The sequence below is a fragment of the Nordella sp. HKS 07 genome, from assembly GCF_011046735.1.
Taxonomy (GTDB): Bacteria; Pseudomonadota; Alphaproteobacteria; order Rhizobiales; family Aestuariivirgaceae; genus Taklimakanibacter.
Map to the genome: position 1 here is coordinate 5,884,656 of NZ_CP049258.1, position 14,390 is coordinate 5,899,045.

Consider the following 14,390-nt stretch of genomic DNA (forward strand, 5'->3'; position numbering starts at 1 on the left):
TGCCACAGTGCTTTTATGGCGCCTGGAGACCATGGCCCTTACGGACGTCCCGACCGACCAAAATCATTCCACCTTGTCGCGCCTGCCGGCGATGGCCGGCGTGGTGGTCGTCGTTCTGGCGATCCTGTCGGGACTTGCCACCTATACGATCCTGACCGGCCTGTCGCCGATCAAGCCGACGCCCGACATCATCACCTGGCTGCTGGGCGGCAATCTGGCGCTGGTTCTGATCATGATCGGTATGATCCTCTGGCAGATGTGGTCGCTGCTCGTCGCCAAGAGGCGCGGCACCGCCGGCGCCGGCCTCCACATCCGCCTGGTATCGCTGTTCAGCATCATCGCCGCGCTGCCGGCCCTCATCGTCGCCGCCTTCGCCGCCGTGACCCTCAATCGCGGCCTCGATGCCTGGTTCTCTGAACGCACCCGCTCGATCGTCGATTCCGCCGTGACCGTCGCCGAGGCCTATATGCGCGACCATGGCGAGACGGCGCGCGGCGACATCGCCTCGATCGCCGCCGACCTCAACAACCAGAAACTCCTCTTCGACACCGACCGGCCGGATTTCGTCCGCCGCGTTGCCCGTCACGCCGCCTTGCGCGGCCTGGTCGGCGCCTTCGTCTTCGACACCAGTCACAAGCGCATCGACGCCAATATCACGCTCAACAACAAGATCGCCTTCCGCGCGCCGCCGCAGGAGGCGCTGGAGCGCGCCGACAAGGGCGAGCTGGTCGTCATGCCGCCGGGCGAGGGCGGCAATATCATCCGCGCGCTGATCAAGCTGACGAACTACCCGTCCGAATATCTCTATGTCTACCGTGCCATCAACCCGTCGGTCATCGACCAGCTCGACGAGACGCGTGCCGCCAAGGCGGAGTACGATCAGCTGCTCGAGCAGCGCTCAGGCGTGCAGATTACATTTGCCCTGATGTATGCGGGCGTCTCGCTGATCTTCCTCCTGGCCGCCATTTGGCTGGGGCTGTGGTTCGCCGACCGCATCGTGGCGCCCGTGGTGAGCCTGCTCAGCGCGGCGCGGCGCGTTTCGGCCGGCGATCTCGACGCCAAGGTGACCGAGATGCGGGGCCCGGGCGATCTGCAGACGCTGGCGCGCGCCTTCAACCGCATGACCTATCAGCTTAAGGAACAGCGCAACGAGCTGATGACGGCCAATCACCAGCTCGATGAGCGTCGCCGCTTCACCGAGGCGATGTTGTCGGGCGTCACCGCAGGCGTCATCGGCGTCGAACCGGATGGCGCCATCTCGCTCATCAATCCGTCGGCCTTCACGCTGCTCGGAATGTCGGAACAGGACCTCCTGGGCCGCAACCTCGCCGAGGTGCTGCCGTCCTTCTCGGTCGTGTTCGAGCAGGCGGCGGCGCGCGTGTCGGGCTGGGCCGAGGGCCAGGTGAATATGCGGGTCGGCACGCAGGAGCGCAATTTCGTCGTGCGCGTCACCACCGAGGCCTCCGACAGCGACGATCACGGCTATGTCGTCACCTTCGACGATATTTCGCAGCTGGTCTCGGCGCAGCGCAATTCCGCCTGGGCCGATATCGCGCGACGCATCGCCCACGAGATCAAGAATCCGCTCACCCCCATCCAGCTTTCGGCCGAGCGTCTGAAGCGCAAATACGGGCGCGAGATTCAGACCGACAAGCAGGTCTTCGAGCAGTGCACCGACACGATCATCCGCCAGGTCGGCGATATCGGCCGCATGGTCGACGAGTTCTCCGCCTTCGCCCGCATGCCGAGCGCCAGTCTCGAAACGCAGGATCTGGTTTCCGTCGTGCGCGAGGCGACCATCCTGCAGAGGGTTGCCGCCGGCGACCTCGAGATCGATGTGCGGATCACCGAGGAGCGCATCGAGTTCGCCTTCGATCGCCGCCTCGTTACGCAGGCGGTTACCAATCTGGTCAAGAATGCGCGCGAGGCCATCGAGGCGCGCCCGCATGATGATCAGGCGATGAAGGGCAGGATCCTGGTCGAGGCCGGCATCGATGCTCATCACGCACCTTTTATCGTCGTGACCGACAATGGCATTGGCTTGCCGAAGGAAAACCGGCATCGCTTGACCGAGCCCTATATGACGACCAGGGTCAAGGGTACCGGTCTCGGGCTCGCGATCGTCAAACGCATCATGGAAGAGCATCAGGGCACGGTCCTGCTCGATGATGCGCCCCAGGATTTCGATGGCGGGCGCGGCGCCCGCGTTACGCTGAGTTTCACGCCAGTTCTCGATGAGCAACTGGCGGTACCGGCGCAGTGAGGTAGACTAGAATGGCGGCGGATATTCTCATCGTCGACGATGAAGCGGACATCAGAGAACTCATTTCGGGGATTCTCCAGGATGAGGGCTATGAGACGCGTTTGGCGCGCAACAGCGATGCAGCGCTTGCCGCTCTGGCCGACCGCCGCCCTTCGTTGATCGTGCTCGACATCTGGCTGCAGGATTCGAAGCTCGACGGCCTCGATCTGCTGACCGTCATCCGCGAGCGGCATCCGGAATTGCCCGTCGTGATCATTTCGGGCCACGGCAACATCGAGACAGCGGTCTCGGCCATCAAGCGCGGCGCCTATGACTATATCGAGAAGCCTTTCAACGCCGACCGGCTGCTGCTCGTCGTCGGTCGTGCCCTCGAGGCGACGCGACTGCGGCGAGAGAATGAAGCGCTGAAGGGCCGCACCGGCGCCGATGTCGAGGTGCTGGGGTCATCCATGGCGATCCGGCAACTGCGCCAGACACTGAAGAAAATTGCGCCCTCCAACAGCCGGGTCCTCATCACCGGGGCGATGGGAGCAGGCAAGGAGTTGACCGCGCGCATGCTGCATGATCTTTCGCAGCGCAATAACGGTCCCTTCGTCATCCTGAGCGCCGCCACCATGGCGCCGGAGCGCATGGAGGAGGAATTGTTCGGTGTCGAGGACGCGGCTGGTTCCGCCCAGCGCGTCGGGGCGCTCGAGGAAGCCCATAGCGGGACGCTCTATATCGACGAGATCGCCGACATGCCGATGGAGACCCAGGGCAAGGTGCTCCGGGTCCTGGTCGAACAGACATTCCAGCGGGTAGGAGGCGGCAAGAAGGTCAAGGTCGATGTCCGTATCGTATCCTCGACCGGCCGCGATCTGTCGATGCTGATCGCCGAAGGCCGCTTTCGCGAGGATCTCTATCACCGTTTGAGCGTGGTGCCGGTCCGGGTGCCGTCACTCGCCGAACGTCGTGAGGACATCCCGGAGCTTATCGAATATTTCTCGAGGCTCTATTCCGTGTCCGCCGGCCAGCCGCATCGCAAGCTCGCGACCGATGCCATCGCTTTGCTGCAGACCCAGGATTGGCCGGGCAATGTGCGGCAGTTGCGCAACAACATCGAGCGGGTGATGATCCTGGCGGGCGGCGATCCGGGCAGCGAGATCACAGCCAGCATGCTGCCGTCGGATGTCGGCACCGCTTTGTCGCCGTCCGCTTCGAGCTTCGGTGGCGAACACCTCCTGGCTCTGCCCTTGCGTGAGGCGCGGGAGGCCTTCGAACGCGACTATGTGGCGGCGCAACTGTCCCGCTTCGGCGGGAATATCTCCCGTACTGCCCAGTTCGTCGGCATGGAGCGCTCCGCATTGCACCGAAAGATCAAGCTATTGGGGCTTGCCGTGCGCGGCGAAGGCGAGGAAATTCCCGCCGGGGTTGAGTAGCGCTGTTTCCAGGCGCCACTTAACCCTAATAATTTACTGAGGACGCGAAATCCTGCGGTTTTTCCCGCCGGGTGCTCTTCCCCTGAGCAAAAAATCAATTAAAACTTTATGTGTCTGAACCGCGGCAGCGCGGTTGCCAAACAGCCACAGGCCGAAAGGCCAACCAACGCCCCGCGGGTCAGGTCCGCCGCATCTCCTGAAACGAGGGGCTCAGCCGGTCCGGGAGCGCATCGAGTGGCCTCCTCGATATCACGCACCGGGCCGGCGCCCCCCAACCCACGTCATGACTTTGCGCTCGTTGAGCTCACGATATCGCGCCGTCAAGGCAGGAGGTCCGTCTGTGGCGATACAGCGACGATAGCGCACGCCGTTACACAAGAGCGAAGCTCTCGAGTGCAGTCGAGATCCGATGGGACGGAAGGCCGATGCCGACTCTCACCCAGGTCCCGCCCCGGCTCGGATACAGGGTAGATACAGGGTAGTTGCGAAGAACGGCCTTCCCTGGGACCCCGGCCGTCGGCATAACTCATTGTAATGGCTGTGGATTGCGTCACGGAACCCCGTTGCCCGAGCAGGGAAGAGCGACGCCGTTAGTGGGCAGAAGCAAAAAGGAGATCTGCGAATACGGCAGGCATCGCGCTGAAGGAAACCGCCGGCGAGGGGTGTCAGATGACAGTCGCCTCGCCGATCAAGTCCGCCGCATCTCCAATGGAAATTCCGGGCTGATCGGATCCGTATCGAGTGGCCTCCTCGAACGCGGTCCCCGCCGGTATCGGAGACTCAGAGCTGAATGTAAGTGTGCTTGATCTGCTGGTACTTTTCCAAGGCATGGAGCGACTTGTCGCGCCCGATGCCCGACTGCTTGTAGCCGCCGAAGGGTGCGGTGATGTCGCCGCCGTCGGTCGCGTTGATGTTCACGGTGCCGGCGCGTAGAGCGCGCGCCACACGATGGGCGCGCGTGATGTCGCGCGTCCACAGGCTCGCCTGCAGGCCGTAGACCGTGTCATTGGCGATCTTCACCGCCTCCTCATCGTCCTTGAAGGTGATGGTGGCGACCACCGGCCCGAAGATCTCCTCCTGCGCGATGCGCATCGAGTTCTTCACATCGTCGAAGATGGTCGGCTCGACATAGAAGCCGCCGGTATTGCGCCGCGCCCGCTCGCCGCCGAAAGCGACCCTGGCGCCTTCCTTGCGGCCGATGTCGATGTAGCTGAGCACCCGATCCATCTGGCCTTCATCGACCATCGAGCCCATCGAGGTCTTGGGATCGAGCGGATCCTTGGGGCGCCATTTGTCGGCATGCTTGGCGACGAGCTCGACGAACTGGTCCTTGATCTTCTCCTGGACGATGATGCGGGTCGCGGCGGTGCAGACCTGTCCGGAGTTGTAGAACACGCCGGCGGCGGCGCTGGCGGCGGCGTGATTGATGTCGGCGACGTCGCCGAAAACGATGTTGGGCGACTTGCCGCCGGTCTCGAGCGAAACGTGCTTCATATTGCTCTCGCCCGCATAGCGCAGGAAGAACTTGCCGACCTCGGTCGAGCCGGTGAAGGCGATCATGTCGACATCCATATGGCGGCCGAGGGCCTGGCCGGTGGTCTCGCCAAAGCCCGGCAGCACATTGAGGACGCCGTCCGGCAGGCCCGCTTCGGCCGCGAGCTCGGCGATGCGCAGCGCCGTCAGCGGCGACTGCTCGGCGGGCTTGAGGATGACGGAATTGCCGGTGGCGAGCGCCGGGCCGAGTTTCCAGGACGCCATGAGAAGCGGGAAGTTCCACGGCACCACGGCGCCGACGACGCCGATCGGCTCGCGCGTGATCATCGAGATCGAATCGGGTCGGGCCGGCGCCAGTTCGTCATAAATCTTGTCGGCGGTCTCGGCGTACCACTGCAGGCATTTGACCGCCGAGGCGATGTCGACGGCGAGCGACTGCGCGATCGGCTTGCCGACATCGAGCGTCTCGAGGAGGGCGAGCTCCTGGGCGTGCTTCTCGATGAGCGACACCCATCTGAGCATAACGCGCTTGCGCTGCATCGGCGCCATCTGCGACCAGGCGCCTTTCTCGAAGACGGCACGGGCGGCCTTCACCGCGAGTTCGACATCTTCCTTGTCGCTTTCGGCGACCTTGGTCAGGACCTTGCCATCGATCGGCGAGATGCAGTCGAAGGTCTTACCCGAAGCGGCAGCGGTGAACTTGCCGTTGATGAAGGCCTGATTGCGGTATGAGACCTGCGATAACTGGGTGCGATAATCTTCAGCGGCCGCCATGGCGCATCTCCTGTTCGGATGAGGGACGGGGATCAGACGCAGAATATCAAAAAGGCACCGCCTCCGAGGCGATGCCTTTCATGCAAAATCTGAATGGCAGGATTACTTAATCTTGGTTTCCTTGAACTCGACGTGCTTGCGCGCGACCGGATCGTACTTCTTGAAGGTGAACTTCTCGGTCTTGGTGCGCGAGTTCTTCTTGGTCACGTAGAAGTAACCGGTATCCGCTGTCGACTGCAGCTTGATCTTGATAACGTTGCCTTTGGCCATAACAAATCTCCTCAGGCCCCGCGGGCCCGGCTTTGGTTGGCGTGGGATATGACCGAAGGCCGGATGAAAGTCAAGAAAGCCGGCGAAGCGGCGTGATTGGGCCTCAAATCAGGGAAAAGCCTGACCATTTCCCATCCCCGTGGCGGGGGCAGCGATGGGAACCGTCTCCTTGACGGCGCCGGGGCCTGGTATGGCTCCCGGCGGGCATTTTCCCATGATGATCATGCCCAGCACCTCGTCCTTGGTGACGTCCCTCACATGCGCCGTGCCGACCACGCGGCCGTTTTTCATGACGCTCACGCGGTCGGCAAGATCGAAGACGTCATGAATGTCGTGGCTGATGAGGAAAATACCGATTCCCTCGGCCTTGAGCTGCTTGATGAGCTCGGCCACCTGGGCGGTTTCCTGTGGCCCCAAGGCCGCGGTGGGTTCGTCCATGATGAGGATGCGGGCATTGAAGTGGATGGCGCGCGCAATGGCCACCGACTGGCGCTGCCCGCCCGACAGCGACCTGACCGGGTCCTTGAAGCGCCGGAAATTGGGGTTGAGCCTTCCCATGACCTGACGGCACTGCGATTCCATCGCGATGTCGTCGAGCGTACCCCAGGCGGTCTGGAGCTCGCGACCGAGATAGAGATTCGCGGCGGCATCGACATTGTCGGCGAGCGCCAGGGTTTGGTAGATCGTCTCTATGCCGAGTGCCTTGGCGTCACGCGGATTGTCGATCTTGACGATCTGGCCATCGATATAGATGTCGCCCGCATCGCGCTTATAGGCGCCCGAGAGAACTTTGATGAGGGTCGACTTGCCGGCGCCATTGTGACCGAGAAGGCCGACCACTTCACCCGGATAGAGGTCGATCGAGGCATGATTCACGGCCTTGACGCCACCGAAGGCGATCGACACGTCGCGCATCTCGACGAGTGGTATAGGTCCGCGCGAAGCTGTGTTGTCGCTCATCTTGCCCTCACTTCACACGCGTCCGATAGACCTGGTCGAGCCACACGGCCGTGACCAGCACGGCGCCCACCACCATGTCCTTGTAGGCGGATTCAAAATTGAGCAGCGTCATGCCCGATTGCAGCGATTGCATGAGCAGTGCGCCGAGCATGGCGCCGTAGATCGTGCCGATGCCGCCGGCGAGCGATGTCCCGCCGATGACGGCTGCGGCGATGACATAAAGCTCGTTGAACTGACCGAGAGAATTGGTGGCCGAGTCGAGGCGGGCCGTGGAGATGAGGGCGGAGACGGCGACCAGCACGCCCATCAATGTAAAGATCATCACGGTCAGCCGTTTGGTGTTCACGCCGGCAAGCTCGGCCGCCTCGGGATTGCCGCCGGTCGCATAGACATAGCGGCCGAAGCGGGTGCGCGTGGCGAGAAAGCTCATGAGAAATCCGACGAAGATGGCGATCAGCACCGGGATGGCATAGCCCGTCTCGTAGGTGAGGCCTCCCACGCAGCGCACGATCTTGTCGCCCTCCCGGCAGATGGCATCGCCGGCAGCGTTGAGCGTGCCCTCGGGTATGGGGATGTTGTGCTCGAGGGCATATTTTTCGATCACCTTCGGCGCCCAGGGATAGGAGTTGACGAGCCAGGTCACCCCGAGGGCGATGAGGCTGCCGACTGTTCCGATGACAATCTCGGCCCAGATGGGGCGAAGCGGAAATTTGAAGCGGCGGCGCTGCCGGCGGCCGCTGATGATCGCGGCGACGATCCCCCGCAGGCGATGAAGGCAAGTATCCAGCTCCAGAATGGGCCGATCGACGCCAGCGGGCCGTTGCCGCCGATCAATTTGTAGGTCTGGTCCATGGGCGCCACGGTCTCGCCGCGGATGACCCACCACGCCAGTCCGCTATAGGCGATCAGCCCGCCAAGAGTGACGATGAAAGACGGGATCCGCAAATAGGCGATGAGGATGCCGTTAAAGCAGCCCAGCAGCGCGCCCATGGCGACACCGAAGAGGACGGCGATGATCCAGATGGCGGGGTGGCCGACGCCGAGGGCGGGACCTAAGCCATAGACCTGCAGGTAACCGACCGATACGGCGATGAAGCTCAACATCGAGCCCACCGAAAGATCGATCTGGCGCATCACGATGATCAGCACCATGCCCGTCGCCATGACCGCGATCGAGGAGGTCTGCACCATCAGGATCCACAGATTGCGCGGCGTGAGGAAGGAGCCGCCGAAAAGACCGTCACCGGGCCTGAGCATGCCGCTATAGATGTCGAACCCCGCCCAGATCACCAGGAGCGCGCCGACCATGCCCAGCATGCGCGTGTCGATTTCAGTGGCATTGAGGAAACGCCTGACTAGGCCTTCCTCGCTGGCGGGATCATGCGATCCGATCGCCGGTGACACCATTCACCCAGTCTCCTCCCGAAGCTGCGCCCATATGACCGTGCCGCCGTCCAGCGCGTGATCGGCAGAAGTGGGTAGCGCTCTTCCGCTTGATCACGCGCCGAGCCTCAGATCGAGGCGGCTCAGTCGGACTGCCTGACTCTTGTCAGTGCGCCCTTGTCACGACGATCAGTCGCAGGCCTTCACCGTTCCGGCTTTGACACCCGCGCAGGCCTCAGCCTTGCTGATCCAGCCCGCATCGATCACTTCGTTGAGCGTGTCCTTGGTGATCGCGTTCGGCGTGAGCAGGATGGCGTTGACCTCGACGCCTTTCTTGCCGCTGTTGAATTTGCCGACGCCCGCCAATGAGGCAGGATCGGCGCCTCCGGCGATGGCGACCGCGGCCTCGCCGGCAGCCTTGCCCAGAGCCCTCGAATCCTTCCAGATCGAGACTGTCTGCGTACCGAGCGCGACCCGGTTCAACGCCGCCTTGTCGCCGTCCTGGCCGGAGACGGGCACTGAGCCTGCGAGCCCTTGCGCATCCAGCGCGGCGACGACGCCCGAGGCCATGCCGTCATTCTCGGAAACCACGGCATCGACCTTGTTGCCTGTCGAGGTCAGGCATTGCTCCATGTTCTTCTGGGCGTTGTCGGGCTTCCAGCCATCCGTGAACGTCTCGCATACATTCTTGATCTTGCCGCCGTCGATCGCCGGCTTCAGTACTTCCGTGATGCCCTGGAAGAGGAACGTGGCGTTCGGATCGCCCTTGTCGCCCTTGATGAAGGCATAATTGCCTTCCGGCTTCACGTCCTGGATCGCCTTGGCCATCAGGCGGCCGACTCCGACATTGTCGAAAGTGACATAAAGAGCGTTGGGATCCTCGACCAGCACGTCATAGGAGAGCATCTTCACGCCGGCATCGCTCGCCGCCTTGAACGAGGGCAGGATCGCATCGGAATCGAAGGCGACGACGAGAATGACGTCGACTTTCTGGGTGATGAGACCTTCAATATCGGCGGCCTGTTTCTGTGCCGAACCCTGCGCGTCGGTCGAGACGAACTTGTCGCCCGCCGCCTCGACGACGGCCTTTATCGCGGCTTCGTCGGTTTTCCAGCGCTCTTCCTGGAAGGTTTTCCAGGACACGGCAATGGTCTTGCCGGCGGCCATCGCCGGAAGCGGTGCCAAGCCAAGCAGCAATGCACCCGCTGCCGCGGCCAGAAATCTGGTCATCATGTAATCCTCCCTGGGTGTCGTAGCGTGCCTCACTCTTCCGGTGCCCGAGCCGGATTGCGTGTTTATTCTATGCACTGTATTTTGTTTTACTCTACGGTAAAAATGTTGCGACAATCGCTCAATCGAGTCAACTGAACGCCATCGGCTTTCCTGTGGGCCTACCCCTAAGGTCTAAGAAACCCCGCCGGGCTTGAACCGCAAGGCCTGTGGTCATTATCCTGCCCGGCAGGCAACACGGATCCCTAATCCATGGGCGCGGTCCATCGGCTGTCCTTGTTTGTTCTTCTGGCTCTATTCGCCATTTCGGCCCCGGCGGGGCCGGTCGCCGCGACGCCGCAAGCCGAGCGGGCCGAACAGGCGCTGGTCAGCTGGTACAAGCTCGCCCTTGCCCTGGTGCGGCACACGCCGACCTATTCGCCGCCGGTGGCCAGCCGGGCTTTTTCCTATATGGGCGTCACCGCCTTCGAGGTGGTGGCGAGCGGCAACGAGAAGCTGCAGTCGCTGGCCGGCCAGTTGAACGGTCTTCTGCCGCCGCCGAAGCGCAAGGCAGGCGAGACATATGACGGGGCAGTGGTGCTGAACGCGGCATTGTCATCGCTGGTGCGCGACCTGTTTCAGAATACCGGCCCGACCGGTCAGCGTGTCATGGGACTGCAGGAAACCAAGCTGCGCAAGCTGGTGGCCGACGAAGTGCCCGCCGATATCGTCGCGCGCAGCGAGGAATATGGGCGCCAAGTTGCGGCGCACATGCTGGCCTGGTCGCGCGACGACGGCGGCGCCGTCATCGAGAATATGGGTTTTCCGTTCGCCTACACATTGACGCCGGGCGCGGCGCATTGGGTGCCGACCAGCCTGATCTCGCAGCAGCAATTTCCGCTGCTGCCGAAATGGGGAGACAACCGCACCTTCGCCATGCCGTCCGGCAAAACCTGCGGCTTGCCGGCGCCGCCTGCCTATAGTGAAGACAAGGCGTCGTCCTTCTATGCCGAGGCGTTGGAGGTCTATGAGACGGTCAAGACTTTGAACGCCGAACAACGCGCCGTCGCTCGCTTCTGGTCCGACGATCCCATGCTGTCGCCGACGCCGCCTGGTCACTGGATATCGATCGCTCTCCAGATCATCGATCGCGACAGGATCGACCTCGACAAGAGCGTCGATGTGCTGGCGCGCCTCGGCATCGTCCTGGCCGATTCCTTCATCGCCTGCTGGGACGCGAAATTCCAGTATGATCTGGTGCGGCCGGTGACCTATATTCGCCGCGTGATCGATCAGCGATGGGAACCGCTGCTGATCACGCCGCCTTTCCCCGAATATCCGAGCGGTCACAGTACACAATCCGGCGCCGCGGCCGCCGTCCTGACCAAGTTCTTTGGCGAGAATTTCGCCTTCGAGGACAGGACGCGTGAAGGCGACGGTGTAAAACCCCGCAGATTTGACAGCTTCTGGGCCGCGGCGAACGAGGCCGGCTTCTCTCGGTTGCTCGGGGGCATACATTTCCGCTCCGCCATCGAACGTGGCCTGCAGCAGGGGCGGTGCATCGGCGACTATGCGAACGCCTTGCGCACGAGGAGATAAGGGCATGCGTTTGCGAGCGCCGGGTTTTGCCGCCTTCATCTGGGTGCTTGCCGGTGTGACCGGGACTTGCTTTGCCGAACCCTCGCTCATCGTGCCGCGTTTTGTCGACGAGACGAAAAGCTCAAGTGTAGACAGCGTCTATGCGGGTGACTGGGAATACATGGTTGGCGGCGGTGTCGCCGCGTTCGACTGCAGCGGCGATGGTTTTCCCGATCTGTTGCTGAGCGGCGGTTCATCGCCCGCGAGGTTCTACCGCAATACCAGTAAGCGCGGGGGCGCCTTGCAATTTGAGCTGCAAGAGAGCGGCCTCGAGCTCGACAAGGTGATCGGCACCTATCCGATCGATATCGATGGCGACGGGATCACTGACCTGGTGCTGTTGCGGGTCGGCGAGAATGTGGTGATGCGCGGTCTCGGCGGATGCCGGTTCGAGCGGGCGAACGAGGCCTGGGGGTTCGATGGCGGCGATGCGTGGTCGGCCGCCTTTGCCGCAACATGGGAAAAAGGCGCCGACTGGCCGACATTGGCAGTCGGCAATTATATCGATCGCGCCAAGGAGATGGAGCCCTGGGGTTCCTGCACCGACAACTGGCTGCATCGGCCGCTCGTCATGGACGGCAAGAGCATGCGCAAATTCGCAGCCCCCGTACCGCTCAAGCCGAGCTACTGCGCGCTCTCGATGCTGTTCACCGATTGGAATCGATCCGGCACCCCGGCGCTGCGTATTTCCAATGACCGCGAATATTACGAAGGCGGCCAGGAACAGCTCTGGCGAATCGAGCCCGGCAAGCCACCGCGCCTCTATACCGACGCCGACGGCTGGAAGCTCCTGCGCATCTGGGGCATGGGCATCGCAAGCTCGGACCTGAGTGGCGACGGCTATCCGGACTACTTCCTCACCAGCATGGCGGACAACAAGCTGCAGACGCTCGTGAACCCGGCGCAAGCCGGGGGATAAGACCCGACTACAAGGATGTCGCTTATGCCAAAGGGGTTACGGCCCACCGCCCGTATTTTGGCGGCGACCTGCGACCGAGCACCGCCTGGCACGCGCAGTTCGAGGATATGAATAATGACGGCCTGGTGGACCTGTTCGTTACCAAGGGCAATGTAGCCAGCATGCCGGACTTTGCCGCGAGGGATCCGAACAATCTCCTGCTGCAGAGTGCCGACGGAAAGTTCCATGAAGTGGGGGTGCCGGCCGGGATCGCGAGCTTCGCCGTTGCCCGCGGCGCCGCCGTCGTCGATTTGAATCTCGACGGGCGCATGGATCTGGTCGTGGTCAATCGCTGGCAGCCGGCGCAGCTCTGGCGCAACACGACACCCGATGCCGGCCAATGGATGGAGGTCAGGCTTGTCCAGGAGGGTGCCAACCGCGATGCGATCGGCGCCTGGATCGAAGTGCGCTGCGATGGCTCAACCGTCATGCGCCGCGAGATCACCGTCGGCGGCGGCCATGCGAGCGGTGCCTTGGGCTGGTGGCACTTCGGTCTGGGGGAGGGAGCCCAGGCGGAGCTGCGCATCATCTGGCCGGACGGCGCAAGCGGAGATTGGGAAAAGGTCGAGGCGAATACGTTTTATGTCGCTGAGCGGGGCAAGCCCGTGCGGCGGTGGTCGCCGTGAGTTCTGGACAAGTCAGGAAAAACACATGCCTGGTCGACTGAAGGAAATCGCCATACCGGAAATCGGTGTGCCCGCGGAGCCGCCGCAGATACCGCCATCCACCTACGAACGAAGGTGCCGTTCCGCCTACAAGGCGGCGGGTGCCGATTGGCTCATCGTCTATGGCGATCGTGAGCACTTCGCCAATATCATGTTCCTGACCGGCTTCGACCCGCGCTTCGAGGAGGCATTGCTGGTGCTGGGGCCGGGCGATCGCCGGATCATCGTTGCCGGCAACGAATGCGTCGACTATGCCCCGCTTGCGGGCTTGCCGTCGGTCGAGATCATTCTCGCCCAGTCTTTCGGGTTGATGGGACAGGACCGCAGCGCCCCAAGCCTCGATCATGTCTTGAGGCAAGCGGGGATGAAGACCGGCGACAGCATGGCTCTCGCCGGATGGAAATATCTCGAGGCGATGGAGTGGGCGGGCGCCTTGCCGACATTCTTCGTGCCGTCCTTCATTGTCGATGTGCTGCGCGCGATTGCCGGCGACGCCGGTGCGGTAAGCGACGCGACGCCTGTGCTCATGCATCCGACCAAGGGCCTCAGGGCCCTCATCGACGCCGACCAGATCGTTTTTCATGAATGGGCGGGGTCTCGCGCCTCGGCTTCGTTGTGGCGCATTTTATCGGGCGTCAAGCTCGGTGACAGCGAATACAAGGCCATGTCGCGGATGACATATGAAGGGGAACCCTTCAATGTGCATCCGATGCTGGCGAGTGGAGATGCATCCTCGCCGGTGGTGGGCCTGCGCAGTCCCAGTTCGCGCAAGCTGAAGCGTGGCGACGGAATTGTCGGGGCCATCGGCCTGTGGGGCGGCCTGTCGGCGCGCGGCGGCCTGCTCGCCGATCATGACGATGAATTTCTCAAGATCGCCTTGTCCTATTTCGAAGGTCTCGTGGCCTGGTATGAGAGCGCCGATATCGGAGCGCGGGGCGGTGACATCTTTACGGCCGTCACCGCGGCATTGGCGCGCGGCGGCTTGCGCTCATCGCTCAATCCCGGCCATCTCACCGGCCATGACGAGTGGCTGCACAGCCCGATCCAGCCGGGCTTCGACGGGAGGATCAGCTCCGGCATGCCTTTTCAGGTCGACATCATCCCGGTTCCGCTGCGCCCCGGCTTCGCCCTGAATTGCGAGGATCCGGTGGTCTTTGCCGATTCTGCCCTGCGCGCCGAGATTGCCGCGAGGCATCCAGCGGTGGCTGAGCGTATCGCGGCGCGTCGAGCCTTCATGCGCGAGGAAATCGGCATCGACCTCAAGGAGACAATCCTGCCCTTGTCATCGACGCCACTCTGCCTTGCGCCATTCTGGCTGAAGCCGAAGATGTTGCTGGCGTGTAGTTGAGGGCGAGAGT

10 protein-coding genes and 1 pseudogene are annotated in these 14,390 nt (G+C 62.8%); 6 read left to right on the top strand and 5 right to left on the bottom strand.

Annotated features, from left to right (window positions below):
- The first annotated feature begins 31 nt into the window (after window positions 1–31).
- Together G5V57_RS27705 and G5V57_RS27710 are read left to right on the top strand one after the other, a co-directional pair.
- The gene (locus G5V57_RS27705; RefSeq protein ID WP_165171470.1) at window positions 32–2,263 is read left to right on the top strand and encodes a PAS domain-containing sensor histidine kinase; all 2,232 of its coding nucleotides are present in this window, start codon (window positions 32–34) and stop codon (window positions 2,261–2,263) included.
- Window positions 2,264–2,274: 11 nt separating this feature from the next.
- Entirely contained in the window at window positions 2,275–3,681 is a 1,407-nt protein-coding gene (locus G5V57_RS27710) for a sigma-54 dependent transcriptional regulator (protein ID WP_165171472.1), read from the top strand.
- Between the two features lie 780 nt (window positions 3,682–4,461).
- Here G5V57_RS27710 and G5V57_RS27715 read toward each other — a convergent pair.
- The 5 genes and pseudogenes from G5V57_RS27715 to G5V57_RS27735 form a co-directional block, all read right to left on the bottom strand.
- Window positions 4,462–5,949, bottom strand: a complete 1,488-nt coding sequence (locus G5V57_RS27715) for an aldehyde dehydrogenase (RefSeq protein ID WP_165171474.1) — start codon at window positions 5,947–5,949, stop codon at window positions 4,462–4,464.
- A gap of 102 nt (window positions 5,950–6,051) precedes the next feature.
- Window positions 6,052–6,219 (bottom strand): 50S ribosomal protein L33, encoded by a 168-nt coding sequence (gene rpmG / locus G5V57_RS27720; protein WP_165171476.1) that lies wholly within the window; start codon window positions 6,217–6,219, stop codon window positions 6,052–6,054.
- 108 nt (window positions 6,220–6,327) lie between these two features.
- A complete protein-coding gene (locus tag G5V57_RS27725) occupies window positions 6,328–7,179 on the bottom strand; it encodes an ATP-binding cassette domain-containing protein (RefSeq protein ID WP_165171478.1) in 852 nt (283 codons plus the stop codon).
- A gap of 7 nt (window positions 7,180–7,186) precedes the next feature.
- Window positions 7,187–8,586 (bottom strand): annotated as a pseudogene (locus G5V57_RS27730) (sugar ABC transporter permease).
- Between the two features lie 165 nt (window positions 8,587–8,751).
- Complete coding sequence (locus G5V57_RS27735) at window positions 8,752–9,792, bottom strand: substrate-binding domain-containing protein (RefSeq protein ID WP_165174290.1); 1,041 nt, start codon at window positions 9,790–9,792, stop codon at window positions 8,752–8,754.
- A 252-nt stretch (window positions 9,793–10,044) separates the two neighbouring features.
- Between G5V57_RS27735 and G5V57_RS27740 the strand changes: the two genes are divergently transcribed.
- From G5V57_RS27740 to G5V57_RS27750, 4 genes are all read left to right on the top strand, one after another.
- A complete protein-coding gene (locus tag G5V57_RS27740; protein ID WP_165171480.1) occupies window positions 10,045–11,370 on the top strand; it encodes a vanadium-dependent haloperoxidase in 1,326 nt (441 codons plus the stop codon).
- Window positions 11,371–11,374: 4 nt separating this feature from the next.
- A complete protein-coding gene (locus G5V57_RS34615; RefSeq protein WP_246737399.1) occupies window positions 11,375–12,328 on the top strand; it encodes a VCBS repeat-containing protein in 954 nt (317 codons plus the stop codon).
- A 107-nt stretch (window positions 12,329–12,435) separates the two neighbouring features.
- Window positions 12,436–12,993 carry a CRTAC1 family protein gene (locus G5V57_RS34620; RefSeq protein ID WP_246737400.1) on the top strand — a complete coding sequence of 186 codons (558 nt, stop codon included), beginning with the start codon at window positions 12,436–12,438 and terminating at the stop codon, window positions 12,991–12,993.
- Window positions 12,994–13,018: 25 nt separating this feature from the next.
- Window positions 13,019–14,380, top strand: coding sequence for a M24 family metallopeptidase (locus G5V57_RS27750; RefSeq protein WP_165171482.1), 1,362 nt, complete (start codon window positions 13,019–13,021; stop codon window positions 14,378–14,380).
- The last annotated feature ends 10 nt before the right edge of the window (window positions 14,381–14,390 follow it).

What these genes read in the sequence shown, in the direction of transcription:
- G5V57_RS27705 (WP_165171470.1), top strand. Translation starts at nt 32, where the DNA reads ATGGCCCTTACGGACGTCCCGACCGACCAAAATCATTCCACCTTGTCG.
- G5V57_RS27710 (WP_165171472.1), top strand. Translation starts at nt 2,275, where the DNA reads ATGGCGGCGGATATTCTCATCGTCGACGATGAAGCGGACATCAGAGAA.
- G5V57_RS27715 (WP_165171474.1), bottom strand. Translation starts at nt 5,949, where the DNA reads ATGGCGGCCGCTGAAGATTATCGCACCCAGTTATCGCAGGTCTCATAC.
- rpmG (WP_165171476.1), bottom strand. Translation starts at nt 6,219, where the DNA reads ATGGCCAAAGGCAACGTTATCAAGATCAAGCTGCAGTCGACAGCGGAT.
- G5V57_RS27725 (WP_165171478.1), bottom strand. Translation starts at nt 7,179, where the DNA reads ATGAGCGACAACACAGCTTCGCGCGGACCTATACCACTCGTCGAGATG.
- G5V57_RS27735 (WP_165174290.1), bottom strand. Translation starts at nt 9,792, where the DNA reads ATGACCAGATTTCTGGCCGCGGCAGCGGGTGCATTGCTGCTTGGCTTG.
- G5V57_RS27740 (WP_165171480.1), top strand. Translation starts at nt 10,045, where the DNA reads ATGGGCGCGGTCCATCGGCTGTCCTTGTTTGTTCTTCTGGCTCTATTC.
- G5V57_RS34615 (WP_246737399.1), top strand. Translation starts at nt 11,375, where the DNA reads ATGCGTTTGCGAGCGCCGGGTTTTGCCGCCTTCATCTGGGTGCTTGCC.
- G5V57_RS34620 (WP_246737400.1), top strand. Translation starts at nt 12,436, where the DNA reads ATGAATAATGACGGCCTGGTGGACCTGTTCGTTACCAAGGGCAATGTA.
- G5V57_RS27750 (WP_165171482.1), top strand. Translation starts at nt 13,019, where the DNA reads ATGCCTGGTCGACTGAAGGAAATCGCCATACCGGAAATCGGTGTGCCC.